This window comes from Bacillus sp. JHAA, assembly GCF_036961585.1.
GTDB classification, from domain to species: Bacteria; Bacillota; Bacilli; order Bacillales; family Bacillaceae; genus Bacillus; species Bacillus velezensis.
This window is the reverse complement of the sequence record NZ_JBAMDE010000005.1, coordinates 22841-49531: the sequence shown is the minus strand read 5'-3', so window position 1 is coordinate 49531 and position 26691 is coordinate 22841. Positions and strand designations below refer to the sequence as shown.

The window sequence follows — 26691 nt, the reverse complement described above, 5'->3', positions numbered from 1 at the left end:
TGTTATTGAACTGACATTTTCATATGTTACGATATCACCTGTTAGCCGCCAATAAAAAGCTAACAAGGGAGGATTTACTTATGAAGAAGACGATTATGTCCTTTGTCGCAGTTGCAGCAATTTCAACAACTGCATTTGGAGCTCACGCTTCTGCTAAAGAAATCACGGTGCAAAAGGGTGACACGCTCTGGGGGATCTCGCAAAAAAACGGAGTGAACCTAAAGGACTTAAAAGAATGGAATCAGTTATCTTCTGATTTAATCATTGAAGGAGAGAAACTGACTATTTCTTCAGTAGAAACAACCACATCTGGGCAGTACACAGTGAAGCAGGGCGACAGCCTCTGGAAAATTGCTCAGAAATTCGGAACATCAGTCGGCAATCTGAAAAGCTTGAATAACTTGCAATCAGATATAATTTACGCAGGCACAACGTTAAATGTGAAAGGTCAGGCTCAGGCTGCACAGCCGGCTCAAGAAGCCAGCCAGCCGCAAACTGAACAAAAACCAGCTGCCGAGACAGAACAGCCGAAACAAGAAGCTGTCAAAAACGAGCAGCCTAAACAAGAACCTGTTCAAGAACAACAACCTAAACAAGAAGCGAAGGCTGTCGAAGCAAAACAGCAGCCTGTTCAATCAAATACAAACCAACAAGAGCCTAAAAAGCAGCTGACAATGACTGCAACTGCTTACTCTGCTAACGACGGCGGCATTTCCGGTGTAACGGCAACCGGTGTTGACTTAAACAAAAACCCTGATGCAAAAGTCATCGCGGTAGACCCTAGTGTCATTCCGCTTGGCTCTAAGGTTTATGTTGAAGGTTACGGAGTGGCAACAGCAGCAGATACAGGCGGCGCAATTAAAGGAAATAAAATTGACGTATTTGTTGCAAAGAAAAGTGACGCTAACAACTGGGGCGTCAGAACAGTAAATGTTAAAGTATTAGACTAGTTTCATATAGAGATGAAGAACACAAGGCGAAATGCTTTGTGTTCTTTTTTTCTTCCCTTTTTTGACTGTATATAATCGTTATATGCGGAAAAAGAAAAAGCGTTTCTCTAATATAATAAGGAATGGATGTGAAAACGGAATCTGAAGGGATGTATGAATCTGATGGAGCCGGAATTTATATGTTTATGGAATGCCTTCACAGAATCACCGGTGTTTCAAGCAGGTATATGCACCGCTTTCGCCATTGTGCTCGTTATCGGACTGTCTATGCCTGCTGTCAGGCTGTTTCAGGCGCTTGACAGAGGGAGAGGAAGGCCAGCCGTTATTGAAAAGGTGAGACATACTGGCGTGATGAAGAATGGCAGGCACGAGCTTGTGCTTATTTTAAACGTAAAAAACCAAGACGGAACGCATGATAAACGTGAACTGACACACGCCGTATATAATGAAGAGATCAGCCATTTTTATGAAGGAGCTTCCGTATGGGTAACGGCAGCGGCTGGCGGACAAATTATGATCGCTCCGCGCACGCCGCGGCATAAGGCGTCAAAATAAAAAGACGGGGCGGTTTTCCCGTCTTTATGTATTAATGCCGATCGATCCATATCCGTCCGCCTTCTGAGCCAGCTTCTATCCTGCATGTTCCTCCGATCGGGAATGTCATCAAAGGGGAGGTGTGGCCGAAATCAGCATTTGCGATAACAGGCATGGATGACAGTTCTTCTTTTGTACGGATGACGGCACGCAGAGCCTCCTCAGACACATTTGAAGCATGCTGGAAACGTCCGATGACAATTCCCTTCACGGCTGAAAAAGCGGGAAGATGGATGAGTGACTGCAAATCCCGGTCAAACATATGAATGTCCGACATATGATCATCTTCTATAAACAGAATCACTTGTTCCATCTCCGGAAAGTATTCGGTGCCCTGCAGAAGATTCAGCGTGCATAGATTTCCTCCGATCAGTGTTCCTTCCGCATATCCGGGTTGAATAACGAGCGGTCCCGGATTCCGATAAAAACGTCTGTCCTCCTGGTTCAAATACCATTTATCATCACTCCACTCGGATGAAGGCTTTACCTCATACGGGCTGTCAGAAGCACAGCAGGCCAAGAAAGAGTTAATGGTATAGTCCAGCCCTTTTTTCATGGCAAATGAAGAAAAATGGGGACCGGAATATGTAATAAGGCCGGTTTTTTGATATATGGCATGGCCGAGAGCGGTAATATCTGAATAGCCGCAAAGGATTTTCGGATGCCGCTTGATGTTTTCATAATCAAGATAGCGGAGCAGCTGATTTGATTGGAACCCGCCGAGTGTCGTCAAAATCGCTTTGATGTCAGGATCAGCGAAAGCTTCGTGCAGATCCTGTACACGCGATTCAATGGATGATGAATCAAATTCATTTATTTCTTTCGCATGCTCTGAAAAAGAGACACAAAAGCCCAGCTCCTCCAATTTTGTCTTCGCGGCATTTATATTTTCATCTGACATAACGGACATGCTTGTGGCCGGAGACACAATACGAATGCCGTCACCTTTTTTCAATTTTTCCGGATACAAAAAAAACCCTCCTTATATGGTTTAATCTATTACACCATATAAAAGAGGATTTCTCTATTATTTTTTTACAGGTCGACCCATTTAATGCCGCCTGATTGCGTATCATTGTCAATCCAGACATCAAAGTGATGCTTTTCATAAAAATGAATGAGTCTGTCGACATGATCCCAATCACGCTTAGCGATGTCGCCCGTCACTTTCGGGATATTCTGCTCTCTGGCGATATGTTTTAAAAATTTCATGCAGATCGAGCCGTAGCCATGGTTCGGCGGGCCTTTAATGTCCCCGATATGAATGGCATTGTCATAATAAGAGGCGATCAGTGAAAAACAGCCTCTTCCCCGGTAGGCTGACTCACAGTCAGTCAGCATAATCTTACATGTTTGGCCATCATCAATCGAGGAAACAATGATCCAATCGTCATTGTTCGATTGATCAATACCAAGCACTCGCGCGTCTTTTGATACATCTATCAGATTTTCCCGCATTCTGAAAATCTGAAATTCAAGTTTATGAAGCTCTTTTTCCAGCTCTTTCTGATCTCTTTCTTCTGCAGTAAACAAAATCATACTCCTTTCACAGCGTAAAAGTCTTAGTTAAACACAAGTATCCATTGTAGTAAATGATGTCTTGGTTTGTAAATGGGTTTTGCAAAAACTTTTTTAGAAAAGTCTGCCGTTTATATGTGGATTGACGTTTTTAAGGCGGTGCGGATAGGGAAAGGAACAGTGAGCAGCGGAAAAAGGAGGAATCTATAATGGCAATTGACTCACTCATCGGCAAATTGAAGTACGTAATGACGGAATCTCCTGATAAAATGCTTTCCTTATATGTAAATACGGATATGAGAAATCCGGATCAGCAGGGGGGAGAGTGGAAAATCGCCTTGAAAACCGGTTTTCGGAGATTAAAAGAGTATCTGTCTGCCAGTGATCCGGAAGAAGAAAAATCTCTCGTCCGCATCATGGAACGTGTCTATCAATATATCGAGGGGCTTGGTAAAGAGATGCCGCGAAGTCTCGTATTTTTTGCATCGGGAGAAGGCGGTATTTGGGAGACGATTGAATTGCAGGTGCCTGTCGAAACACGATTTTATTGGGAAGAGACGGCTGTCCTTGATCAATTAGAACTTCTTCGTGAACAATTTCCGAGCACGGCTTTTATTCTCACCCAGCAGAATGAAGTGAAGATCATAGAAACCGTACTCGGAAAAATTGAAGGAGTGGAGCATTATCATTACGACGTCATCAATGAATCGTGGAAACCGCAGGATGTAAGCGGAAGCTCCGCATCGATGGACGAAGACGCCGCCAAAGCCCACGTCGAAGAAAACCAAAACAGGCTGTATAAACGATTGGCTTCAAACCTTGATCAAAAGGCCGCTTCACACCAATGGGAGCGTCTCGTAATCGCAGGGGACAAAGAAACAGCCGATATTCTCGATCAGCACATGAATAAACCGATTGATCGGATCATTCCAAAAAATCTGTTGAATGAAAACGAACATAAGGTGATAGAAGAACTGTTGAAGGAAGCATAATATGACGAAAGGCCGGGTCTCAAACATCCGGTCTTTTTAGGGCTTAAGTTTGTCTAATTTCTGACGAAGCGGGCGAAACCGTTGACATCAAAGCTGAATTCTCATACCATTTGGATAGTCAGTAAAATTGAGAGAGGTCATAAGATGAATCAGACAGAAAACAAACCTAAAAGTTATACCGGTGTCGTGCTGACATTGACCGTTCTGATCAACGGATTAATTGCGGTGCTGTTTTTTATGCCGAAATCGGGACAGGTCAGCATTGCCAATATTCATATTCTGCCGATGTTAAATGCCATTTTTAACAGCTTCACGTTTATCTTTTTGCTGGCAGCGCTCTTTATGATTAAGCAAAAAAACATTCAAGCGCACAAACGCTTTATTTTAGCGGCGTTTACGACGACTTTGCTGTTTTTGATCTGCTATGTCGTGTACCACTCGATAGCTGAGAATACTTTATTCGGCGGCCACGGCATCATGCGCGGGATTTACTTCTTTATTTTAATTACGCATATTTGCCTTTCCTTCATTATCGTGCCGCTTGCGCTGTTTACGCTGATCAGAGGATTCAGTATGCAGGTGGAGCGCCACAAAAAAATCGCGAGATGGACGATGCCGCTCTGGCTGTATGTCAGTCTGACGGGTGTCATTGTATACTTAATGATCTCACCGTATTATTAAAAAAAGCCGTGCTCTGCGCGGCTTTTTTCTATTGATTGAAAAAGGCGCCTCATCAGGGCGCCTTTTACTCTTCAAGCGTTTCAAGTGTTGTTACATTTAAGGATTGTTCAACGGTTTTTGTTTTTGCTTTTACTTTTTCTGCGTACGTGTAATCACCATAGCAGTAGGGATAACGGAAATTGTCTTTGTTCCCTCCGCAAGTGTAAAGTTTCGGATTCTTTTTGACCTGCTGCTCGGAGTATTGTTTTGCCAGTTCCTCAGTATGCGATCCTCCATGTTCAGCCACAAAATCAATATAGCCGGCTCCCATGTTGTAGCTTTGTATAATCGTATCCAAGTCTACGCCTTTTTTCTTGCCTGTTTGGTACATGAGAGTGAATTGTTTGATTCCCTGTTTGATACTGGTTTGAGGGTTTTTAATCTCATTTCGCTTTAAACCCAGAGATTCTGAAGACTGCATGGGATCATTTCCTCTTCCTTTTGACTCCTGATATATCATGCCGAGTACAAGCGATGTATATTTGGTGAGTCCTTTTTCATCCAGTTCGTCTTCAACAAGCGGTTTGTAATCTGTCAGCCGTTCAAGGACGATCGGCTTGACATCAAACGGAAGACTTTTGAGCCATTCATTATTTGAAAATAACAGAATGAGGAAGAAGGAAACCATGACAAAAACACATATCATCATAAGACCCGCGGCAGCGAAACAGCCTTTTTTCTTTTTCTCCACTGTGTTTCACCCTCAATTTCAGGAGCATTATGACTTTTTCATTATGACACAGATGAATGCGCGAAACCAAGCGGAAACCCGTATTTGAAACATAAATTTAAAATAACGGTTCTTTTGTCAGGCGCAGGATGTATCTGCATCAATTGACATTTGGTATAATTGGGCTACTTGAGAAAAGAAGGGTGAGGTATATGACTGAATTTCACGAATCCGGAAACAAAAATGACCCCGCTGTCGATTTAGATGAGGAAACTTTATTTTTGGTTGCCCAGACTTTTAAGGCGCTGTCTGATCCGACCAGAATCAGAATTCTCCATTTGCTGTCACAGGGTGAGCACGCGGTAAATGATATCGCAGAAAAGCTGAATTTGCTGCAGTCTACCGTTTCTCATCAGCTGCGTTTTCTTAAAAATCTGCGCCTCGTCAAATCACGCAGAGAAGGAACATCCATTTATTATTCTCCTGAGGATGAACATGTGTTAGATGTGCTTCAGCAAATGATTCACCATACGCGGCACGATTAAAAAACATCCCTGCTTTTTAGACAGGGATGTCAGCCGTACTGACTGTTATTGGTTTGGTCTCTGCTCGTTTTTAAAACATAAAAAGAGAAGCCGCTGTAATAAACTGCGATGAAATAAAAGATACTGATGGTCAGCGGATCGGCCCCGACCGTTTGGCTGTATGCCTCCGGATGGGTAAAGTCCGCTGTGACCCGGTACATTTCAATAACGCGATAAAAAAATCTCGATAGGAATAACGTTAATAGAATAAGTTCAATCCACAGGTGAGTGCGAAAATACATTTTTCCGCGGCGTTCTTCAAATGAAATGTTCCGTTTTGCAAACAGGACCAGAAGCCAGCCGCAAAAAGTGCCGAATATAAGATGGCCGTATAAAGCCGGGTGTGTGATGCTGAAAAACGCCAGAGCTGCGGCCAGCAATGAAAACAAAATCATTCTTGTATAAAGCCAGCGGGGTTTCAAAGGCTGAAAGCCGACGGACCGTTTCACCTTTTTATACAGAAAAAAGGCAATCATTAAGACAGGGCAGATGCTTTGAAGTGTGATATGCATGGTGTGGAACTCCCCCTCCGTTGAGTAGTGTATGCTTATCCGGCTGGTTTTAGTAGTCTGATTTATTCGCAGGCTGAAAGCATCTTTTATCACAGTATGCACGTTTCTTTTTTTTGCATAAGAGAAGCGCCCGCGCCTTTTTCAGGATTTAAACAGAAAACTCTTGAAAAACTAACGGTATTAGTTATAATAAAACTAATGATATTAGTTTTTAGGGGGATGTTGATGAGAATCTTACAATACGGAACCGTTTGGCAGCTGACTTTTTTTCCCGCGCTCTTCCCGGTGAATTGTTATTTGGTTGAAGAAGAAGAAGGAGTAACCCTGATTGACGCCGGACTGCCTAACAGTCATAAAGGAATCAAACAAGCATTGCGGCAGCTTGGGAAGCCGCTGAATGACATATTACTCACCCACGCGCACGGGGATCACATCGGTTCGCTTGACTCATTAGCTGCGGAATTTCCGGATGCTTCCGTCTGTATTTCTGAGCGGGATTCTTTCTTGCTGAAAGGTGACACTTCATTATTTGAGCATGAAGCACAAACGCCGATAAAGGGGGGAGTGCCGAAAAATGTTCAGACCGAACCTGATCGCCTGCTGAAAGGCGGCGAGCGGATCGGATCTTTACTTGTCATTCCCGCTCCCGGTCATACGCCGGGAAGCCTCGCTTTTAAAGATATGAGAAATGATATGCTGATCGTCGGAGATGCCTTTCAAGTACGGGGCGGCCTTGCTGTTTCAGGGAAGCTGAAATGGAAATTTCCGTTTCCGGCTTTTGCTACGTGGAATAAAGAAGAAGCTGTAAAAACAGCAAGAACGCTTATCGCTCATCAACCAAGCAGTCTGGCCGCCGGACATGGAAATGTTCTCTGCAATCCCGTTGAAATGATGGCTGAGGCTGCTGAGGAAGCCGAACGAAGCCTGCCGGGAGGCCGATCATAATGTCACCGAGAGTCGGAATGAGCCTTGACATGATATTGAGAGCCGCAGCAGGCATCGCTGACGAAAAAGGGCTGAATGAAGTGACGCTTGCGGCTGTTGCAAAGTCCTTAAACGTAAAACCGCCTTCCCTTTACAATTTTGTCAATGGCCTTCAAGGAATTAAAGCAGAGCTGGCTGTCTCCGGTTTAACTATGTTATATGAAAAAATGGCGGCCTCTGCAGAAGGACTGACGGGTGAAACGGCTTTGCTTGCTCTCGCCGATGCCTATATCAATTTCGCCGAAGCCAATCCCGGATTATATGACGCAACATTTCAAAAGATAAAAGATGGCCGGATTGAGAATCTGTCAAGCCTGCTTGTAGGGCTTGTTGTCAGGCAGCTGACAGCTAACGGATATGCACAGTCTGACACTGCGATTCATGCTGCGAGAGGACTGAGGAGCCTTCTTCACGGATTTGCCGTGTTGAGAAAACAGAGTGCATTTGAATTAACCGAATCAATTAAGGAAAGCCGGAAGTTTGCAGTTGTTGCTTTCCTAAGAGGTTTGCAGGAGAGGAAACAATAATATTATTATGTAAACTAAATAAAAAGACGCATCATGTAAAAAGGAGGGACAAATGGATTCATTACAACATATCATTTGTGAGCGGCGCACCTATTCACATATTTTTGATTCTCATGCACACACATACTGTCAAATGCTCTTTCCGCTCGAAGGACAGCTGGACCTGGAGACAGAAAGACGTAAAATCAGATTAAAACCTGATCAAATGTTGTATATTCCGCCCGGGCATGAACATCGGTTCCGTTCTTTGGAGCGAAATGAATGTCTCGTTCTCGACATACCGGCATATTTTTTCAAAGGTTCATTTGCCCCCGGCGTTCTGAATAAGCTTGATCCTTTTTGGACATCGATTCGGTTTCTGCTGACAGAAGAGACAAAGCAGCAATCGGCTCATTCATTGAGTCTGCTTGCAGAATATATTGCTGAAAAGATACAAGAAAACCGTACAAATGATTCAATTGCGTATATCCGCCGAAATCTCTCAAAGACTTTTACAATTAAAGAGCTTGCCGCAATGGAACATTACCACCCGGCGTATTATTCCGACTGGTTTAAAAAGCAGACGGGGAAAAGCCCGCAAGCTTATATTGCTGAGCTCCGTATGAAGAAAGCGGAACAAATGCTTATTGAAACAAAATGCCGGCTGACAGACATCAGTCAGGAGGTCGGCTTTCAAAATTTGTCTTCCTTTACCAGATGGTTTGTCAGACATAAGGGAATAACGCCGCGTGTCTTCCGAAACACCTTTCAATCTGATAAATAATCCTGAAAATCGGTTAAATAAACTGCTTCTTTTTTTGGTAACATGATTGTAAAAAAGGAGTTTTTGATATGGCAGTCATTGAAGATTTTATCAAGCTTGATCTCAGAATAGGAACGGTCGTAAAAGCGGAAGTATTTCCGGAAGCAAAGGTGCCGGCCATTAAGATGACAATAGATTTCGGCGAAGAGATCGGCATGAAACAATCAAGCGCCCAGATTACAAAACGGTACGAACCGGGTGATCTGACGGGCAGACAGGTGACAGCTATTGTCAACTTTCCGCCGCGGCGGATCGCCGGATTTAAGTCAGAAGTTCTCGTTCTCGGCGGCATCCCGGAAAAAGGAGACGTTGTCCTGCTTACGCCAGAGCAGACAGTACCGAACGGAACGAAAATCGGATAATAAAAAAAGACGTTTGCAGAAGCAAACGTCTTTTGCGTATTGAGGCGATACACCACACGCCACATTCGTGTGTGCCGCAAGGGCATGTGCATCGGCTTACACAATTCAGCTCATCGCTATATCAATATAGCATGGCGGGTGTAGAAATGCAAGAGATTTTTTAATATATGTTATATCTGGCTTTGTTTTGCCGATCCCAGATTCCTTCGTGTAAGGTTTTCTTTGAAATTTTATGATCTTGAATAAAGCAGTTCGACAAATGCAAGAGATTCATCTAATCTTATATCCTATGGTAAAATTTAGACGGAAAGAAGCAGAAAGGAGCCGTAAATGAAAGTATTTGAAGCATCCTCGTTAATCTCAGCAGCGGAGAAACGAGCAAAAGAATATGATCAGGTTAGAGACCAATTTATCAATCTCAGGAAAGCTTTTCAGGGAATGGCTGATTTAGATGACAGTGAGTTTTCAGGTAAAGGTGCTGATAACATCAAAGCATTCTTCCAAGATCACGCTGGTGTCACAGACAGCTGGCTTGATCTGATCGATATGAAAATTGCTTTTCTTAACAGTATTTCAGGAAAAGTAGCTGATGCCGGATTGGCCGATTCGTTTGTGGAAGAGTCCTTTTTAGAACACGAGCTGATCCATGCGAAGAATAAATCACAAGCCATCATGCAGGAGCAGCGCAATGAAATGAAAGGTATCCTTGATGAAATCAGAGATATCATTCATCTTGATGTTTTCTCTACAGAAGATGTCGATCAAAAGCTGGAATCAGCAGACAAAAAACGGGACGATACCATACATAAGCTCGGAAAGCTTGATCACAATCTAACGAAAGAATACGCAGAAACCGAGGCAAATGAACATTTCATCCAGGCCGATTTTCAGCAGCTCCAAAACGCAACAGGCAAAGGGAAAAACGCCACTCCGCTTCACTATAACGCCAAGGCGTACAGGGAAAGTGACATACATAAGAAAAAAGGCGAGATTGCAAGACACTCAGACACATATTTAACGTTTAAGAAGGAAGAAGCAAAAGAGCGGGAAATCAAGGATCTGAAGAAAAAGCTCGCTGACGGTGTGACCGATCCGGATGAATATTTGGAAATTGCGAAGAAGATCGGCTATGAAAACTTTGAACCTTCTCAGCAGCAATATGTCATTCAGCTTGAACAAGCAAAACAGATGGAAGAAGCCGGAGAAGTGACTTGGGATATTTTAAAAGGAGCTGGCGTTGGTTTATATGATGTCGGGAAAGACACGGTAACCGGTCTATGGGACTTCATAACCGATCCGGGGGAAACCTTGTCAGCACTGGGGAATGCAGTACTTCATCCTGTTAAAACATATGATGCTGTTTCAGCAGCAATCGAGGAATCGTATCAAAAGGATATGGTAAATGGAGATGCTTACTCCAGATCAAGATGGGTGACATATGCAATTGGTTCAGCAGCTGTGGCTGTCGTCGGAACGAAAGGCGCAGGAGCCGTTAACAAAGCTGATGCGGCGGGGAAGGTCATAAACAAGGCAGGACAGGCAGGGAAGAGAATTAAGGACGTCAAGATTCCAGATTTGCTTCCGTATAATCCTAAGTATAAGCTTGCTCTGTCGGGTGACGTACCATACAATGTGGTTGACAGCCAAAACCTTAAAAATGAACTTTTGACCAATGCAAAGAAAATCCCGGATGGAACGAGAAAGCCGTTTACTGGTCAAGAAATAAACCTTCCTTGGTTAAATAAAGAAAAGTATGGTGCTGTTGAAATAGACGGCAAAGTAAAAGTTAAAGGACAAATTAGAGATGTAAGCCGTAGAGTCTATACCTTAAAGGACATTGATATTAATCAAAAAACTCCAAAAGGAAAAACCAACCTGGAATTAATGAAAGATGGTAAGTCTCCTTATGCTAAAGACGGAACACAGATTAACTTACATCACCTCATACAAGAAGAAAGTGGACCGTTGCTTGAGATACCTAATAGTTTACATACAAAGTATAGCGACGTAATACATGGCCTTAAAGGTAATGGAGAAAGCTTCCGGAATGATGTTTACCTGGAGAAACAGTACAATAACTTTAAGACAAGGTATTGGAAGTGGAGAGCAAAACAATATGAGAAAGAATAAGGGGTTATAAACCATGGATTTTTATTTAAAAGTAAAAGAATTCATAGCTGATAATGCAAAAGAAAAAGATTTTACGGGTGGGATTGGAGAAGATAAAATTTTAAAAATTGAGCAAGATCTTCAAGTCACGTTGCCAGATAGCTACAAATGGTTTCTTAGAAAATATGGTTCTGGCGGGGTTTATGGAATCGATTTATTAGGCTATGATTTTGGCGGTGCTTCAGTTGTAGAAACAACCAGGGAATATCATGAATATAGGGGATTGCCAAGTGGCTTAGTAGTCATAGAACATGTTGATTTTTTTGGGTATTGTTTAGATACCAATAAAATCAACAGTGAAGGAGAATGTCCAGTTGTTATTTGGAGTGAATTCGGTGGCTATAAAGAACTTAATTCTGCCCATTTTATAAAGTTCTTTTATGAAAGACTTCATGAGATGAAAGAAAACTGGGAAGAAGATGAAGACTGGGACGATTAATAAAAGAAAGCTCTCTTTTAGAGAGCTTTTTTCAGATTTTCAATTTTTAACAGGCTTTATAATGAGCAAGCAGGCATTACTCAAAATACTCGCCGCGCCTATCCAAAGCAGCCATTGTGTTGCGGTCAGCCATGAGGCAGTTAGGATAAAGAGTCCAATGGCAATTGATATATAATTGCCGGCTCGGTCCAGTTTACGGTTGCAATGAATTTTGTATTTAGTATGAGAAATAAATTGATCAATTTTATCTTTCAGCTCATAGCATTTTTCCTTCATTTTATCCTCTGTTTCTTTTACTTTTCGATAAAGCATATTATTCATCGTCTGCACTCCCATATCGCCGTTTTGAAAATTCAGTCATGATTTTTTCTTCATAGTCATCTGAGATGAATTGTGCCTGATCTTCAACTTTCAAATGTGCTTTTTCTTCAAAACCATCCTGTTCTTCACCATCAAAACGATAAAGTTTTTGCAATAGCCTCCAGAATGTTTCAATTTCATCAGTTGTGAAGTCATGAAACATATCCGCTAAAAAATAGGTGGATTTTTCTGAACAGGAAATTAACGCTTTTTTTCCTTCAGCGGTAATCTCAATATTGATTGCACGTTTATCCAGTTTGCTTGGCACAGTGTGAACATATCCTTTTTTCGCGAGGCTTGAAATTAATTTGTTAGCGGTTTGTTTTGTTGTGCCCAGCTTTTTAGCGATATTCATAAGTGTGGTATCTTCCGTCGGTAAATGGGCAATAGCAATAAGAGTCATGTGCTGTCGGGAAGTCAACATTTCTAAGTATTCGTCCCCCCGAGCCTGCACTTTATTGACAACCGAAAATAATGATGCGTAACTTTGTTGCATAACATGCAGTTCCTTCATTAATAAATTAATATCCATAAGGTATCTCCTATCTGAATTGTCACCATGTTGACAATTATAATATACAACGAAATGAGAAACAAGTCAACATGGTGACTAATGGGAGGGGTTACGGCTGTTTTCAAAAATGTCACAGGTAATCGGAATGTTTACAGAAGGGGTAATAAGTAAAAGAATGCGAAAAGGGCATTAATCCAAAGTGAGAAGGTGTTTGACATGCAGAAAGTGAACTGGTCAGAACAGTATGAATGGTTCAATAAACAAGATGAAAAAGACGGGCGTTTAATGGCGCTCCTTCGTCATGAGCTTACATATGAGGAAGTCATACGGTTATATAAGAAAGGGTTTTATTTGAAATCTAAAGAAGGGGATGTTTCGTTACGTAAGAATGATATCTATCGTATGTTTGGGGTTGAAGAGAGGCAGGGCGGCGAATCTTAATAAACGGGAAGAGAAAAACTCTTCCCGCTTTTCATGGCAGCTGTTATTCTTTTTCCAGCATGGAAGTCAGCCATTCTCTTAATGCAGTTTTCTGTACATACCGCTTTCCGTTTCTCGTGATATGCGGAATGTCAGAGGTGTCGGGCAATTTGTTTTGCTTCTTCCTTCGTAACTCCTAAATAATAACCAATATAGAAGTGCAGATCTTTTTCTTTAATGAGAATGTGGTCAGTGTGTTCATGAGGATCAGGTGATTTAAAGTTTTTCAATCCGTCTCCTATGAAATATCCGGCTAAAGCGATTCCGATGCCGGTATGATATCCATACAGCAAACCTCCAATAAACGTTATCACTTTTTATACGTTGAAGCCGGCCGAAAGGATTCAGCCTTCATCAAAACCGCCCGGCGTTTATTGCGGACGGTTTTGATTGCTGAGCTTTTCCACCTGCACCTTTCCGGAGAAGAAAACAGCGCCTCCGCCCATATCCGCCAGCCGATCGGGCGTGAGCGAATTGACGAGCTGTTTTTTATCATCCATATCGGCCCAAAGACCTTGGCTGACTGCAACGCCGGGAAGCACCTGTTCGCCGACTGAAACTGTTAATTCACACTCGCCGCGGTGATTCCAAACTCTAACGGTTTCCCCGTCTTCTATGTTCCGGCGTACAGCATCCTCTGTATGAATAAAAAGCTTTGGCGCTTTTTCCAGTTTTACGTGTCTTTCGTTATTCGAAAATGTCGAGTTTAAAAAATTATGATTCGGTCCCGGGACAAATAAAAGCGGAAAATCGTCATCGCTTTCAAGAGGGATATGTGTCGGCAGCGCCGGATAACCGTCTTGTTTCATCTTTTCCGAATATAATTCAATTCTTCCGCTCGGTGTCTTGAGCTTTCCCGGAAAAAGCGGTTTTTTCCGTTTGGCTTTCATGAAGGAATGGCGTGAGAGCGCTTCGTAATCAATATCCTCGATATACGGATTGTCGGGAAAGTCCAGCGCCTGTCTGATCAATTCTTCATCGGAATCCTGAAGCTCCTGCTCGGTAAATCCCATTGCTCCGGCAAGCAAACGGAACACTTCCGTATTCGATTTGCTGTCCCCGTAGGGTTCGATCACCGGTTTTTGCAGCTGAATAAAATGATGCCAGTAAGACGTGTAAAAATCCGTGTTTTCAAAAGCGGATGCAGCAGGGAGCACGATATCCGCATATTTGGCGGTTTCCGTTAAAAACAGATCGTGAACGACTGTAAATAAATCCTCCCGCATCAGGCCTTTTCTGACTTTATTCGCTTCCGGCGCAACCACTGCGGGATTCGTACCGTAAATAAACAGGGAGCGCACGGGCGGTTTTGTTTCTAAAAGAACGCTTCCGAGCCTGTTCATATTAAATGATCGTGGCTTCCTGCCGTAAAGCAGATCAGGCCGCTGGAGCGCTTGTCTGTTATAGTTTAATACCGCGCTGTTATGCTTGATTGCGCCTCCTCCGGTGTTGAGCCACTGTCCTGTAACAGCCGGAAGGCAGGCAACGGTGCGGACGATCATTCCGCCATTGTCATGGTGCTGAATGCCGTTTCCGATCCTGATAAGGGAAGGGGAGGTTTCCCCGTACATTCTCGCAAGGCGTCTGATATCGTCGGCTTTAACGCCTGTAATAGCAGAAACCGTTTCCGGATCATAGTGTTTGACATGCGCTTTTAATTCGTCACTGCCTTCGGTGTATTCTGTGAGAAATGCTTCATCGTGAAGGTTTTCGTCGAATAAGACATGCATGATACCGAGGGCGAGTGCGGCATCTGTGCCGGGGCGAATGGGAATAAACCAATCGGCAAGCCGGCCGGTTTGGTTCTTATGTACATCGATAACGACAATTTTAGCCCCTTTTTTCCGGGCTTTTTGAGCAATCATGACTTGGTGCATATTCGTGCTGACGGCATTGATCCCCCAAAAAATAAAGAGCTTTGCATGTATGGTCTCCTCCGGATCAGTACCCGCTCCTTCTCCCATTGTATAGTTATAGCCTTCAGAACCGGCTTTGCTGCAGATCGTCCGTTCGAGATGACTCGCTCCGAGACGATGGAAAAAACGGCGGTCCATTCCCTCTGCCGCCAGTTTTCCCATATTGCCGTAAAAGCTGTACGGAAGAATGCTTTCCGCTCCTTCTTCGGCAATAAGCTCTTTCCAGCGCGCACTGATCGTATTGATCGCTTCCTCCCAGGAAATAGGCGCAAACGCGGCTTCACCTTTTTTACCGATCCGTTTTAACGGAACGGTTACGCGCTTTTCATCATAAATGCGCTCAGCCATGTGTCTGACTTTGTTGCAAATATTCCCTGATGTGACCGGGTGATCGGGGTCTCCCTGAATGTTAACGATTTTTCCGTCTTTTTTTGTCACAAGCAAGCCGCATTGATCGGGACAGTCTAGTGAGCATACCGACTTAAAGACCCCGTTCGGCTGTGTTGCAGCAGAATTCATAGCCCATTTCTCCTCTTTGTTTATATTGTAAGCATTATAACATTTCAAAATCGAACGTCAATTCAGAAAAAAAGTGTTGACATCATGGAAAGACTTTTCTATGATGAGTTTATTCTTTTAAACAGCCTGACAATTTCATCATTTTATTTTCTATCCAGAGAGGTGGAGGGACTGGCCCTACGAAACCTCGGCAACATTTATTGTGCCAATTCCAGCAAGCGTATGCTTGAAAGATAGGAAAGAATGATCTATACATATTTGTGCGCTTCAAGCGCATAAAGACGGTATATGAATCTCTTTCCTTCTTTGGGGAAAGAGATTTTTTTATGAAAAAATTTATGTGAAAAGGATGTTTTGCACCATGACGGTTTTAATTACCGCACCATATCACGACGAGGGGCTGAAAGAGCTGACTGAGCTGTTCGGCCGGACTGTGCACCGGCCGTGGAAGAAGCACGGCCGGGCCTATCGGGAAGATGAATTAATCCGAATGATTCAAGAGACAAACGCGTCGGGGCTTATTACTGAACTTGATGAGGTGTCTGAGCGTGTTATTGACATATTGCCCGATTCCGCTTTTATCGGTGTCTGCAGAGGAATGCCGTCTAACGTGGATATTGCGGCGGCGACTAAAAGAAAAATCCCCGTTTTCTTTACACCGGCCCGCAATGCCCAGGCTGTTGCTGAAATGTTTATCGGAAATGTGATTTCATTTTTGCGTCATACGTATTCTTCCCATCAGTGGCTGAAGGACGGGAAGTGGAATGGTGATTATTTGCAGGCTTATGTCAAATTCAGAGGAAATGAGCTGACGGGGAAAACAGTCGGCCTTATCGGTTTCGGAGCTGTCGGACAGAGAATCGCCCGGTTATTGGCCGCTTTTGACTGCAGGGTGCTTTACTATGACCCATTTGTCCATCATGAAAACCGGGAGTATGAAAAAACGACGATTGAACGGGTATTTTCTGAAAGTGATATTGTTTCCGTTCACTTGCCGCGCACAGAAGAAACCATCGGCCTTATCGGCGCCCGGCACTTTCAATTGATGAAACAGGAAGCTGTTTTTGTCAATACGTCAAGAGCGGCGGTTACAGACAGGGAAGAGCTGCTGCGGGTGCTGAAAGAAGGGCGGATTAAGGGAGCGATCCTTGACGTGTTTTATCACGAACCGCCTGAATCTTCTGATTATGAATTGATCTCTTTGCCGAATGTGTTAGCGACTCCCCATTTAGCGGGCGCAACATTTGAAGTGGAAGATCATCATGTGAAGATTTTAAATGAAGCGCTTTTCAAATGGAAACAAGATCAAACCTGCTCAATACGTGAACTTTATAACAAAAGAGAACTTGAAACGGAAGGAGGAGGCTGTAATGGCTGAACAAAAAGGCTACCTTGTATTTGATATCGGGACGGGGAATGCGCGAGTCGCGGTCGTGACTGCCGGCGGCGAAGTGACCGCGCTTGAAAGGGAAGACATTGAATATGTGACGGATCCGCTTTATCCGGACGGACGATATTTCTCACCGGAAGGGATATGGAAGCAAATCAGCGCTATGGCAAGGAAGGTTATTGCCAAAAGCCCACATATTACATTAATCGGAATCACCTCAACAAGCCAGAGGCAGGGAATTGTTCTGATCAATAAAGGTAAAAAGGCATTTCTCGGTTTGCCCAACATTGATAACAGAGGCCGTGAATGGGAAGACGGGATTGAGACAAAAGAAGAAGTGCATCAGCAAACCGGACGTCTTCCGAGCGCTTTATTTTCCGCCATGAAACTTGTCGGATTAAAAGCCAGACAGCCGTCTTTATGGAAAGAAGTGAAGTACATCACAAGCATCAGTGACTGGGTGACATTTGAGCTGAGCGGTATTTTAAGCTATGAACCGTCACAGGCTGCTGAAACACTGCTGTTTGACGTAAGGAAAAAGGCGTGGTCAGAGAAATTATGCAACATCTTCGGTGTGCCTTCTGCCATTCTTCCTTCACTCGTCCGATCTGGGACGGTTGTCGGAATGTTAACGTTTAAGAAAGCGGCGGTTCTCGGCCTTTCTGAAAGAGTGCCTGTGATTGCAGGCGGGGGAGACACACAGCTTGCCATCAAAAGTGCAGATGCAAAGCCGGGAGATATCGTCATCGTATCCGGCACGACGACGCCGATTACAAAGATAACAGCGGAGACCGGAACCGAAAGTTTAAAGAATGCATGGCTGAATTGCCATACAGAAGAAGGTCAATGGCTTCTTGAAACGAATCCGGGTGTAACAGGACTCAATTATCAAAAATTAAAATCCATTTTTTATCCGAATGAATCCTACGGCGTTATGGAACGGGAAATCGCAAGTCTGCCGAAACATGATCATGCCTGTATTTCTGCGTTAGGCTCCTATTTATCGCCTGAGAAAAACGCACTGGCAAAAGGCGGATTTATTTTTGACGCTCCGCTGTCCCAAAACTTAAGCAGAGCCCATTTTGTCAAAGCCGCACTGCTGGAAATCGCTTTTTCAATCAAATGGAACTATGAGGCGTTAACAGAGGTGGCTTCCTTTTCACAAGATGATGTGAAGGTGTGCGGCGGCGGTTTCCAAAGTGATGCTTTGACGCAGTTTCTTGCTAACCTTCTCCAAAAGAAAATCTATAAGAGAGAGGGGTTCAGCCAGGCATCCGCAATGGGAGCGGCGATGATTTGCAACGAAGCTCTCGGTGTGAAAGCAGAGCTTTCGAGCCGCACAAAGGTAATTGAGCCGGAAGCGGATCAGACGGATCTCTTCCTATATGAAGAATGGAAATATACGCAAAAATTATTTACTCATTTTCAGCCGGCGGTGAAAGCCTGACTTGGGGATGAGATGACAACATGAAAGATTGCTGAGGAGGAACAAAAATGCTTAATAAAATAGGAATTCCGAAACAGCTCGCATGGGGATTTTTAGGAGTCGTGCTGTTTATGATGGGGGACGGCCTTGAACAAGGCTGGCTCAGCCCGTTTTTAGTTGAAAACGGCTTGACGGTACAGCAATCAGCAGCCCTGTTTACGGTTTACGGTGTTTCTCTCGCTGTGGCGTCTTGGTTTTCAGGGGTCTGCCTCGAAGCCTTCGGCGCAAAGCGGACGATGTTTATGGGGCTGTTGTTTTACGTTATCGGAACAGCCGCGTTTATCGCATACGGATTTGAAAATCTTAATTTGCCGGTGATGTATGTCACGTATTTTATTAAAGGGCTGGGTTATCCGCTGTTTGCCTATTCTTTTTTGACATGGGTGATTTACCGGTCGCCGAAAAACAGGCTCAGTACGGCGGTCGGCTGGTTCTGGATTGCATATTGCTGCGGGATGTTTGTATTCGGTGCTTGGTATTCAAGCTGGGCCATCAAATCCTTCGGCTATTTGAATACACTGTGGAGTTCAATTTTCTGGGTCTGCCTCGGCGCGTTTTTTGCTTTGATTTTAAATAGGGACCGCTTTGAAAAGAAAAAGGCAGATAAGCGGGAAAAGGCGCAGGAATTAATGAAGGGAATCACCATCCTTGCTGAAAATCCGCGCGTGCTCTCTGGGGGGATCATTCGGATCATTAACAGCATCGGTACATACGGATTTCCGGTATTTCTTCCGATGCATATGGCGCAGCACGGCATTTCTACAAATGTATGGCTTCAAATTTGGGGAACGATCTTTCTCGGAAATATCGTCTTTAACTTAATCTTCGGCGCAGTCGGCGATGCATTCGGCTGGAAGAAGACTGTCATGTGGTTCGGGGGAGTGGGCTGCGGCATTTTTACTCTTTTATTATATTATGCTCCTGTTGTATCACATGGGAACTTGCTTTTCGTCAGCATTGTCGGTTTTATATGGGGAGGGCTCCTCGCCGGATTCGTTCCGATCGGGGCTATCGTGCCGACGGCGGCCGGCAGCGATAAAGGTGCTGCCATGTCTGTGTTAAATCTGGCTGCGGGCCTGTCGGCATTTGTCGGCCCCGCGCTTGCCTGGGCGTTCATCGGGCTTGTCGGCGCACAAGGCGTTGTATGGATTTTCGCAGCGCTCTATTTCGTAAGTGCAATCTTGACCAATCAAATCAAAATACCTGAAGAGAAAACGGCAAAACACAATAAAGCATTGCCTGAATACGCTTCTTAACAGCAGCGCCCCGAAAATTCGGGGCGCTTTTTTTACAGCTGCTGAAGAAACCCGGCAAAGCGCTGAATTTGTTCACGTAACGATTGTTTGTTTTCGTGAAATTGTTTGAAACGATGTCCGTTTGCTCCGGACGGATGCGGGAAGCCTTCCAGAATGACCGCATGACCCATTCTGCCGTTCTTCTTCAGCATGCGGCAGGCTGATTCTGCTGCTTTGCCGAGAGGGATAAGCAGAATGTCCTTTTTCATCATTTCTATTTCATCCGGAAAACATGTCAGCGCGTAACGGCTTAGAAGAGCTGACCTGCTGATTGCCGGCCGATGTCCCGTATAGTTTTTCTGTTTATAAAAAACAGGGTGTTTGATAACGGACGTTGTATGAAGAAGCTCCCGTTTTGAATCAAATAACCGGGATGAATCCTCAACGTGAAGCGCGGCCGGCAGACCGCATTCATTAAGCATTTCGATGATGTTCTGTCTCATTGAACCGGAAAGTCCGGCCGCTTTTTTTGTTTCATAGGCTATCGTTTCAAGAGTTTCGCCATCTTTTAAAAGCTGTGCCGCTTTTTTGTAAGCCAGCTGCATTTGAAAAAAACCGGGTGTGATTCCGGAAATGGCAACGACTGCATAAGGGTTAATATATTCATTATGAGGCGAATAATACAAATCCAGATCTCCGTCCTTAGCTAAATGGAAAGCCGGAGTCAGCAAATCCGATTTTGTAAACCCTCCCGAAGAAGGTAGTGCTTTAAGCTGCTGCAAAAAATGCGCAAGCCGCTCACGATCGCAAATCATGTTATGCCTCCTTGAATCCGCCGGTTTCTCTTAGTGTCATCAAAAACGTCGGATGACATGCAGGCTCATACATCACTTTTACCGGCGTTCCAGAGCATCTTCAGGACGTGAGGCGTTCCTTTAACTTCGGCCGCCGTCGTTTGCACGGCTGTTTTTTTAGTGAGAAAATCTTCTTTCAGCTCTTTCTGCTTTTGCGATAACAGATCGGTTTCTGTTTTGATTTCATCAACGGCCGTCTGCATGGACGCTGTCGCGGCGTTAATCTTCTTTATATCAGGCGCTGTGTTTCTTTTAAAATGCACGGCGGATACGGCTGCATAAATTAATGCGGCAGCCGCAACGGCAGCACTGATATACAAAATGATGATCATCTGCTTTTCACTCCTTTTTTTCAGTTGATACCCTTTACGGATCGTGTTGAATCATTTTATTTGCTAATTGTTTTTTTTCTGCTTATAATGTGAAATCGTACATAAGGACATTCAGAAAGGGTGAAAGACGTGGAAAGCTTACAAAACAAAACGGCTCTTATCACGGGTGCGGGCAGAGGAATCGGCCGCGCCGCCGCTATCGCTTTAGCCAAAGAAGGAGTCAATATCGGTTTAATCGGGCGCACAGAAGCAAATGTCGAAAAGGTTGCGGAAGAAGTGAAAGCCCTTGGTGTAAAGGCATCATTCGCTGCTGCCGATGTAAAAAACCAAAAAGAGGTTGAACAAGCCGTCTCCTCTATTAAAGAAGAACTCGGTGAGATTGACATCTTGATTAACAATGCCGGAATCAGCAAATTCGGCGGATTTTTGGATCTTACGCCTGAAGAGTGGGAAGACATCATTCAAGTTAATGTAATGGGTGTATACCACGTGACACGCGCCGTTCTTCCTGAAATGATTGAGAGAAAATCAGGAGATATCATTAATATTTCTTCTACGGCGGGCCAAAGAGGCGCCGCGGCGACAAGTGCGTACAGCGCTTCTAAATTTGCCGTTCTCGGTCTGACTGAATCTCTCATGCAGGAAGTCAGAAAACACAACATCCGTGTCAGCGCAATGACTCCGAGCACGGTTGCCAGCGACATGTCTATTGAATTAAATCTGACAGACGGCAATCCGGAAAAAGTCATGCAGCCTGAGGATCTTGCAGAATATATGGTTGCTCAATTGAAATTACATCCGCGCATTTTCATCAAAACTGCCGGTTTGTGGTCAACCAATCCTTAAACAAAAGGGGACCTGTCTTCATGACGGGTCTTTTTTATTCCATTCGAAACGGTCCATCGGCGCTTCTGATTATCTTTTGAAGGGAATGTTAATAGATCAAAAGATTCGTCTTCTGAATTTCCGTGAACGGGGGAGTACCAGCGAAGCTGTCACAACCCGAAATAAGGAAATATCAAGATTAAAATAAGTTATAATTGGGGTAGCGTCAGAAAAATGCGGATTTACAACGTTAAGCAAATAAAGTTCCCAAAAGACGCTTTGGGAACTTTGGAAATTACAATTAATAATATAAACATTCAATCCTGCGATAATATAAAAAACGTTGGATAACATACATTTATGATTATCCTGTTGTTTTTATTTTTACTATAATCACTACAATTCTAAGTAGATATCTAACTTGGTGATGGCACAATGTATAGCAATTTTTTCACCTGCGTACACCGCCAAATATTTAATTCTTATTGGACTAACGTGCAGTTTAGTGCAAAAATCAAAGGTAAGGGAGGATTTTCACCTTTACCTTATTTTAACTTTAGCTCTAGTATAGGGTATGGACGTCCAGAAGAATCTGTTTCCGTTTCACTTTCTATAAAAAAGCCATTATTAATATAGAATTTAGTTGCACTCTTATTGTCTTTATTTACATCAACTGTTGTAATATCAAAGTCTTTAATTAAAGAATTAATAATAGCTTTACCGTATCCTTTACCTATTTTATTAGGTTTTAAGAATAACATTTCTAAGTGTTGTTTATTTATAGCAGAAAAGCCAATTAAATCTTCTTTCTCATACCATAACTGGACATTAAGATGTGGGAAATATGAGGGTATTTCTTTTTTAAACTCTTCTCTATCGGTATCTCTTAAAAAATGATGAGTAGCTAAAACCGACTCTTCCCATATATTCAAAATTGTATCATAATCTTTCTGATTTGCTTTTCTATATATCATTAATATCTCTCCTTTAGTTTTAAATTATCAACTCCTTCCCAATAAGTATTTTATGATTTTCATGTTATATAACCAAGAACTTAAAATGTTCATTAATAAAACCTCCAAATAAACATTTCGATAATTTGATTATAATATCAAATCTTTATTATTACTTTACAGTATTTTTTCATTTTAGGGGGTATTTTGTTTTTTAACTTGATAGTGATGTGGTACTACCCCTGAACGGAAGAATGAAATATCGGCACAAACATGTTATAATTATACTAAATAAACTATGTACCAAATGTTCATTTATTCAATTTTTCCCTCTATCCATAAAAACAACAAGATACAAATAAAACTGATACAGCATATAAAAAGGGAAAAGGGCATCTATAGAGAATATTTAGTACATGGAATTATTTGTTAGAGGAAAGGGTGTGCACATATTGAAAGAAGAAAAAAGAAGTTCAACCGGTTTTTTAGTGAAACAAAGAGCTTTTTTAAAGCTTTACATGATTACAATGACAGAGCAGGAACGGCTTTACGGACTGAAGCTTCTCGAGGTGCTGCGTTCGGAATTTAAACCCATCGGTTTTAAGCCGAATCATACCGAGGTGTACCGTTCACTTCACGAACTATTGGATGACGGGATTTTAAAGCAAGTAAAAGTGAAAAAAGAGGGAGCCAAACTCCAGGAAGTCGTTCTCTATCAATTTAAAGACTATGAAGCTGCGAAGCTTTACAAAAAACAGCTGAAGACAGAGCTTGACCGCTGCAAAAAGCTGATAGAAAAAGCCATTTCAGATAATTTTTAAATCCGGCCGGAACGCACCCGGCCTCCCGGGCTCAAAAGGTATGTTCTGTGATTCATTATACATAATAGCAGGCTCGGAACAATACATATCAATAAAACCTTCAAACTTGACATCGACTCTTGAAGTGGTAACATAAAAAACGTGTGAAAAATACGAACAAAATACGAACAAGGGAGATGTTACCGATCTTAGATCAAAAGAAAGTTGCTTTTATCGGAGCAGGATCAATGGCTGAAGGAATGATATCAGGCATGGTCCGCGCAAAAAAAATTCCCAACCAAAACATCTGCGTGACAAACCGCCGCAATACAGAGCGACTCGCTGAATTGGAACATCAATACGGTATTCAGGGCATTGCTTTTGACAGCATGAAAACCGAAGACATTGATGTCTTTATTTTAGCCATGAAACCGAAGGATGCTGAAATCGCTCTGGCTGCGCTGAAACGGCGTATTCAACCTCATCAAATCATCCTGTCTGTTCTGGCAGGCATAACAACCTCATTTATACAACAATCATTACATGATAATCAGCCGGTTGTAAGAGTGATGCCGAACACATCCAGCATGATCGGCGAATCGGCAACAGCTGCGGCTTTCGGAGACCATGTCTCTTACGGTTCAGCAAAAACCGCGGTATCCCTTTTGGAATGCCTCGGGGAAGTGTACGTGATCAAGGAAGATCAGATGGACATTTTCACCGGCATCGCAGGCAGCGGACCGGCGTACTTTTATTATTTAATGGAGTTTATTGAAAAAGCAGGTGAAGAAGCCGGCTTAGACAAACGGCTGTCCCGCAAAATCGGCGCGCAAACGTTATTGGGCGCCGCTAAAATGCTGATGGAAACGGGTGAAAAACCGGATGTGCTTCGGGAAAACATCACCTCTCCAAACGGCACGACGGAAGCCGGCCTCGATGCGCTCAGGTCAGAAGGCGGCGGAGAAGCCATTGCCAAAGCCATTAAACACGCGACCGAACGTTCTATTGAGATCAGCAAAACAATTGAAAAAACGGCAGCACTATAATCGTTAAAAAACAGGAGTGATACAGTGACGTCTCGGACGAAGATCAAAAGAGTCGCGGTGAAAATCGGCAGCAGCTCACTGACGAGCCTGCACGGGGAAATCAGCAGAAGAAAGCTGGAAGCATTGGTGGATCAAATCGCACAGCTGAAAGACAGCGGCTATGAAGTGATTTTAGTATCTTCCGGCGCAGTGGCGGCAGGTTATCGGAAGCTCGGATTTATTCAGAAACCGGAAAGCCTCCCTGAAAAACAGGCTTCTGCTTCCATCGGGCAGGGATTATTAATGGAGGCTTATTCAAAGCTGTTTTTAGCGCACGGTTATGTCGCATCACAAATTTTAATTACAAGAAGCGACTTTTCCGATGAATACCGCTACCATAATGTGCGCAATACGATGAACGTCCTTTTGGAACGGGGCATTATTCCGATTATTAATGAAAATGACACGGTCACAGTCAACCGGCTGAAATTCGGAGATAACGATACACTCGCAGCGAAGGTGGCAGGTTTAATTGATGCCGACATGCTTGTGATTTTATCAGACATTGACGGTTTATATGATGATAATCCGCGCAGCAACCCGAAAGCGAAAAGAATCCGTCATGTAAGTGACATCACTCCGGAAATAGAAGCAAGCGCGGGAGATGCCGGGAGTGACATGGGAACCGGCGGAATGCGTTCGAAACTGGATGCTTTTAAAATTGTGATGGCCTCCGGTATTAAAGGCTTTCTCGGGCAGGCTAACATTCCGGACATTCTGCTTCAAGCGGTAGATGAGGCGGCTGAAGGAACTTATTTTGAAGCGAAAGGAACCCTGCCGTTAAACCACAAAGAACAATGGCTTGCATTTAATTCCGGCCCCGAAGGCGAAATTGTGATGGAAAAAGAAAGCAGCCGCGATGTCGCAAACGGAAATATGGAGCTGTCACCGCAGGACATCGAGCAGATTAAGGGCAGATTCAGCAGCGGAGCGGTTGTCAGGCTGCTTGATCAGCAGGGAGAAGAGCTCGGACTCGGCATCGTCAACTATTCCTCAGCCCAGCTGAAGACATTTAAAGAAACGCCGCCCAAACAGACCGATCAATCAGTCATTGATCCGGAAGCGTTTGTCTGCCACGTTGAACTATCCATTCCGATCGGCTGAGAAAGATCTATAAAAATATGAAAAAGCCCGAGGCTTCGTTTTGAAGCTCGGGTTTGTTTTTTATTGATATTGTTCAAGTTTGGAGAAAAATTGAATGACAAAATGATAGAAATCATTTGCAGACGGAGCCAGTTCCCTTCCTTTTGGTTTAATAATGCCTACGGTGCGCTTCACTTGAGGAAATTCAATCGGAATTTTGACCGTGAACCGGGGTGTGGTTTCTGCAAAGGTGCTTTCAGGTAATAAAGTAACTCCCATCCCCGCGGAGACTAATCCTTTAATGGCATCTAAATCCTCGCCTTCCGTCGATACAAGCGGCGCAAAGCCGGCCTGTCTGCAAGCGTCAATCGCCATGTTACGGAGAATAAACCCTTCAGGAAATAAAACAAATTGGTCGCCGCGCAGATCAATTAAATGAATATTTTTCTGTTTGGCAAGCGGATGATGCAGCGGAACAAGCGCGTAAATCTTTTCCGTGAATAAGATATTGCCTGTTATGTCGGGGAATTCCGTCGGAACGGGGCCGAGCAGCGCCGCATCTATATCCCTGTTTCTTACCGCTTCGATTAAAAACTTATAAGAACCCTGGCGGAGCAAAAACTCAACGTTCGGGTATTCCTCTTTAAACGCCGAAATCACCGTCGGCAAAAGCTGGCTTGCAAGGCTCGTCGGAAATCCTATTTTGACGGTTCCGCGATTCGGATCAAGATATTCATCGATTTGTTCCTTCGCGTAATCAATTGCTTTCATCGCCGTTTTAATATGTTCTAAAAATTGTTTGCCGATCGGCGTTAATTTAATATTTCTGCCTTCCCGTTCAAATAAAGTGACTTGCAGCTCTTCTTCAAGATTTGCAATCTGCCTGCTGATGGCGGATTGTGCGACATGCAGATGATCAGCCGCTTCTGACACATGTTCCCGTTCTGCTACCTCCACAAAATACCGAAGCTGGCGTAATTCCATTGCGTTCACACCTATCTATCTCATTTTGAGATGTATTTGATCTAAATTATAT

30 protein-coding genes, 1 pseudogene and 1 riboswitch are annotated in these 26691 nt (G+C 43.5%); of the genes and pseudogenes, 19 read left to right on the top strand and 12 right to left on the bottom strand.

Annotation, left to right across the window (positions count from 1 at the left end):
- Positions 1-80: 80 nt before the first annotated feature.
- Complete coding sequence (locus V7728_RS12675; protein WP_007407985.1) at positions 81-950, top strand: 3D domain-containing protein; 870 nt, start codon at positions 81-83, stop codon at positions 948-950.
- 162 nt (positions 951-1112) lie between these two features.
- A complete protein-coding gene (locus V7728_RS12670; RefSeq protein ID WP_099567275.1) occupies positions 1113-1505 on the top strand; it encodes a hypothetical protein in 393 nt (130 codons plus the stop codon).
- Positions 1506-1536: 31 nt separating this feature from the next.
- On the opposite strand, the gene V7728_RS12665 is transcribed toward V7728_RS12670, so the two are convergent.
- Entirely contained in the window at positions 1537-2514 is a 978-nt protein-coding gene (locus tag V7728_RS12665) for a S66 family peptidase (protein WP_099566834.1), read from the bottom strand.
- A 65-nt stretch (positions 2515-2579) separates the two neighbouring features.
- Positions 2580-3083, bottom strand: a complete 504-nt coding sequence (locus V7728_RS12660; protein WP_007611949.1) for an N-acetyltransferase — start codon at positions 3081-3083, stop codon at positions 2580-2582.
- A gap of 188 nt (positions 3084-3271) precedes the next feature.
- On the opposite strand from V7728_RS12660, the gene V7728_RS12655 reads away from it, so the two are divergent.
- Together V7728_RS12655 and V7728_RS12650 are read left to right on the top strand one after the other, a co-directional pair.
- Positions 3272-4054, top strand: a complete 783-nt coding sequence (locus tag V7728_RS12655) for a VLRF1 family aeRF1-type release factor (protein WP_099566833.1) — start codon at positions 3272-3274, stop codon at positions 4052-4054.
- Positions 4055-4198: 144 nt separating this feature from the next.
- Complete coding sequence (locus V7728_RS12650) at positions 4199-4735, top strand: DUF420 domain-containing protein (protein WP_015239997.1); 537 nt, start codon at positions 4199-4201, stop codon at positions 4733-4735.
- A gap of 64 nt (positions 4736-4799) precedes the next feature.
- Here V7728_RS12650 and V7728_RS12645 read toward each other — a convergent pair whose 3' ends face one another.
- On the bottom strand, positions 4800-5465 hold the full coding sequence (locus V7728_RS12645) for a lysozyme family protein (RefSeq protein WP_003153802.1): 666 nt from the start codon (positions 5463-5465) through the stop codon (positions 4800-4802).
- Positions 5466-5656: 191 nt separating this feature from the next.
- Here V7728_RS12645 and czrA point away from each other — a divergent pair, with 191 nt between their 5' ends.
- Entirely contained in the window at positions 5657-5989 is a 333-nt protein-coding gene (czrA, locus tag V7728_RS12640) for a Zn(II)-responsive metalloregulatory transcriptional repressor CzrA (protein ID WP_012117736.1), read from the top strand.
- 29 nt (positions 5990-6018) lie between these two features.
- Here the strand turns inward: czrA and V7728_RS12635 are convergent, their stop codons facing one another.
- Positions 6019-6540, bottom strand: coding sequence for a hypothetical protein (locus V7728_RS12635; RefSeq protein WP_015239996.1), 522 nt, complete (start codon positions 6538-6540; stop codon positions 6019-6021).
- A gap of 225 nt (positions 6541-6765) precedes the next feature.
- Here V7728_RS12635 and V7728_RS12630 point away from each other — a divergent pair, with 225 nt between their 5' ends.
- The 6 genes from V7728_RS12630 to V7728_RS12605 all read left to right on the top strand — a co-directional run bounded on the left by V7728_RS12630 (position 6766) and on the right by V7728_RS12605 (position 11823).
- The gene (locus V7728_RS12630) at positions 6766-7485 is read left to right on the top strand and encodes an MBL fold metallo-hydrolase (protein ID WP_014418104.1); all 720 of its coding nucleotides are present in this window, start codon (positions 6766-6768) and stop codon (positions 7483-7485) included.
- Positions 7485-8051 (top strand): TetR/AcrR family transcriptional regulator, encoded by a 567-nt coding sequence (locus V7728_RS12625; protein WP_076425261.1) that lies wholly within the window; start codon positions 7485-7487, stop codon positions 8049-8051. Before V7728_RS12630 ends, V7728_RS12625 begins: the two co-directional genes overlap by 1 nt.
- Before the next feature lie 52 nt (positions 8052-8103).
- Positions 8104-8814, top strand: a complete 711-nt coding sequence (locus V7728_RS12620) for an AraC family transcriptional regulator (protein WP_007407997.1) — start codon at positions 8104-8106, stop codon at positions 8812-8814.
- Between the two features lie 68 nt (positions 8815-8882).
- Positions 8883-9215 carry a chaperone CsaA gene (gene csaA / locus V7728_RS12615; protein ID WP_007611940.1) on the top strand — a complete coding sequence of 111 codons (333 nt, stop codon included), beginning with the start codon at positions 8883-8885 and terminating at the stop codon, positions 9213-9215.
- Between the two features lie 330 nt (positions 9216-9545).
- Positions 9546-11345: a T7SS effector LXG polymorphic toxin gene (locus tag V7728_RS12610; protein ID WP_099566832.1), complete on the top strand. Its 1800-nt coding sequence runs from the start codon at positions 9546-9548 to the stop codon at positions 11343-11345.
- 13 nt (positions 11346-11358) lie between these two features.
- Positions 11359-11823: an SMI1/KNR4 family protein gene (locus V7728_RS12605; RefSeq protein WP_076425208.1), complete on the top strand. Its 465-nt coding sequence runs from the start codon at positions 11359-11361 to the stop codon at positions 11821-11823.
- A gap of 39 nt (positions 11824-11862) precedes the next feature.
- Here the strand turns inward: V7728_RS12605 and V7728_RS12600 are convergent, their stop codons facing one another.
- Together V7728_RS12600 and V7728_RS12595 are read right to left on the bottom strand one after the other, a co-directional pair.
- Positions 11863-12144 (bottom strand): hypothetical protein, encoded by a 282-nt coding sequence (locus V7728_RS12600; RefSeq protein ID WP_061581688.1) that lies wholly within the window; start codon positions 12142-12144, stop codon positions 11863-11865.
- Positions 12137-12715 (bottom strand): MarR family winged helix-turn-helix transcriptional regulator, encoded by a 579-nt coding sequence (locus tag V7728_RS12595; RefSeq protein WP_052827535.1) that lies wholly within the window; start codon positions 12713-12715, stop codon positions 12137-12139. The genes V7728_RS12600 and V7728_RS12595 overlap by 8 nt, the downstream gene beginning before the upstream one ends.
- A gap of 198 nt (positions 12716-12913) precedes the next feature.
- Between V7728_RS12595 and V7728_RS12590 the strand changes: the two genes are divergently transcribed.
- On the top strand, positions 12914-13138 hold the full coding sequence (locus V7728_RS12590; RefSeq protein ID WP_099566831.1) for a hypothetical protein: 225 nt from the start codon (positions 12914-12916) through the stop codon (positions 13136-13138).
- 43 nt (positions 13139-13181) lie between these two features.
- On the opposite strand, the pseudogene V7728_RS12585 reads toward V7728_RS12590, so the two are convergent.
- Positions 13182-13407: pseudogene (locus V7728_RS12585) on the bottom strand (hypothetical protein).
- 141 nt (positions 13408-13548) lie between these two features.
- Complete coding sequence (locus V7728_RS12580) at positions 13549-15612, bottom strand: molybdopterin oxidoreductase family protein (protein ID WP_099566830.1); 2064 nt, start codon at positions 15610-15612, stop codon at positions 13549-13551.
- A 147-nt stretch (positions 15613-15759) separates the two neighbouring features.
- Positions 15760-15852: riboswitch (SAM riboswitch) on the top strand.
- A 121-nt stretch (positions 15853-15973) separates the two neighbouring features.
- Between V7728_RS12580 and V7728_RS12575 the strand changes: the two genes are divergently transcribed.
- Genes V7728_RS12575 through V7728_RS12565 form a run of 3 tightly spaced genes read left to right on the top strand, consistent with a single transcriptional unit; the run spans position 15974 to position 19744 of the window.
- Positions 15974-16990, top strand: a complete 1017-nt coding sequence (locus V7728_RS12575) for a 2-hydroxyacid dehydrogenase (protein WP_099566829.1) — start codon at positions 15974-15976, stop codon at positions 16988-16990.
- A complete protein-coding gene (locus V7728_RS12570) occupies positions 16983-18449 on the top strand; it encodes an FGGY-family carbohydrate kinase (RefSeq protein WP_082998584.1) in 1467 nt (488 codons plus the stop codon). Before V7728_RS12575 ends, V7728_RS12570 begins: the two co-directional genes overlap by 8 nt.
- A gap of 47 nt (positions 18450-18496) precedes the next feature.
- Positions 18497-19744, top strand: coding sequence for an RbtT/DalT/CsbX family MFS transporter (locus V7728_RS12565; protein ID WP_076425201.1), 1248 nt, complete (start codon positions 18497-18499; stop codon positions 19742-19744).
- 32 nt (positions 19745-19776) lie between these two features.
- Here the strand turns inward: V7728_RS12565 and V7728_RS12560 are convergent, their stop codons facing one another.
- Both V7728_RS12560 and V7728_RS12555 read right to left on the bottom strand, forming a co-directional pair.
- Positions 19777-20538, bottom strand: coding sequence for a hypothetical protein (locus V7728_RS12560; RefSeq protein WP_043021803.1), 762 nt, complete (start codon positions 20536-20538; stop codon positions 19777-19779).
- Between the two features lie 65 nt (positions 20539-20603).
- Positions 20604-20909, bottom strand: coding sequence for a hypothetical protein (locus tag V7728_RS12555; RefSeq protein ID WP_012117722.1), 306 nt, complete (start codon positions 20907-20909; stop codon positions 20604-20606).
- A 129-nt stretch (positions 20910-21038) separates the two neighbouring features.
- Here V7728_RS12555 and V7728_RS12550 point away from each other — a divergent pair, with 129 nt between their 5' ends.
- Complete coding sequence (locus tag V7728_RS12550; RefSeq protein WP_007407344.1) at positions 21039-21755, top strand: 3-ketoacyl-ACP reductase; 717 nt, start codon at positions 21039-21041, stop codon at positions 21753-21755.
- A 524-nt stretch (positions 21756-22279) separates the two neighbouring features.
- On the opposite strand, the gene V7728_RS12545 is transcribed toward V7728_RS12550, so the two are convergent.
- Positions 22280-22708 carry a GNAT family N-acetyltransferase gene (locus V7728_RS12545; protein ID WP_082998583.1) on the bottom strand — a complete coding sequence of 143 codons (429 nt, stop codon included), beginning with the start codon at positions 22706-22708 and terminating at the stop codon, positions 22280-22282.
- A 431-nt stretch (positions 22709-23139) separates the two neighbouring features.
- Between V7728_RS12545 and rtp the strand changes: the two genes are divergently transcribed.
- From rtp to proB, 3 genes are all read left to right on the top strand, one after another.
- Positions 23140-23508 (top strand): replication termination protein, encoded by a 369-nt coding sequence (rtp, locus tag V7728_RS12540; RefSeq protein WP_003153833.1) that lies wholly within the window; start codon positions 23140-23142, stop codon positions 23506-23508.
- 176 nt (positions 23509-23684) lie between these two features.
- Positions 23685-24533, top strand: coding sequence for a pyrroline-5-carboxylate reductase (proC, locus tag V7728_RS12535; RefSeq protein WP_007407345.1), 849 nt, complete (start codon positions 23685-23687; stop codon positions 24531-24533).
- 24 nt (positions 24534-24557) lie between these two features.
- Entirely contained in the window at positions 24558-25676 is a 1119-nt protein-coding gene (gene proB, locus V7728_RS12530) for a glutamate 5-kinase (RefSeq protein WP_046702310.1), read from the top strand.
- 60 nt (positions 25677-25736) lie between these two features.
- On the opposite strand, the gene V7728_RS12525 is transcribed toward proB, so the two are convergent.
- Positions 25737-26639: a LysR family transcriptional regulator gene (locus V7728_RS12525; protein ID WP_082998582.1), complete on the bottom strand. Its 903-nt coding sequence runs from the start codon at positions 26637-26639 to the stop codon at positions 25737-25739.
- Between the last annotated feature and the right edge of the window lie 52 nt (positions 26640-26691).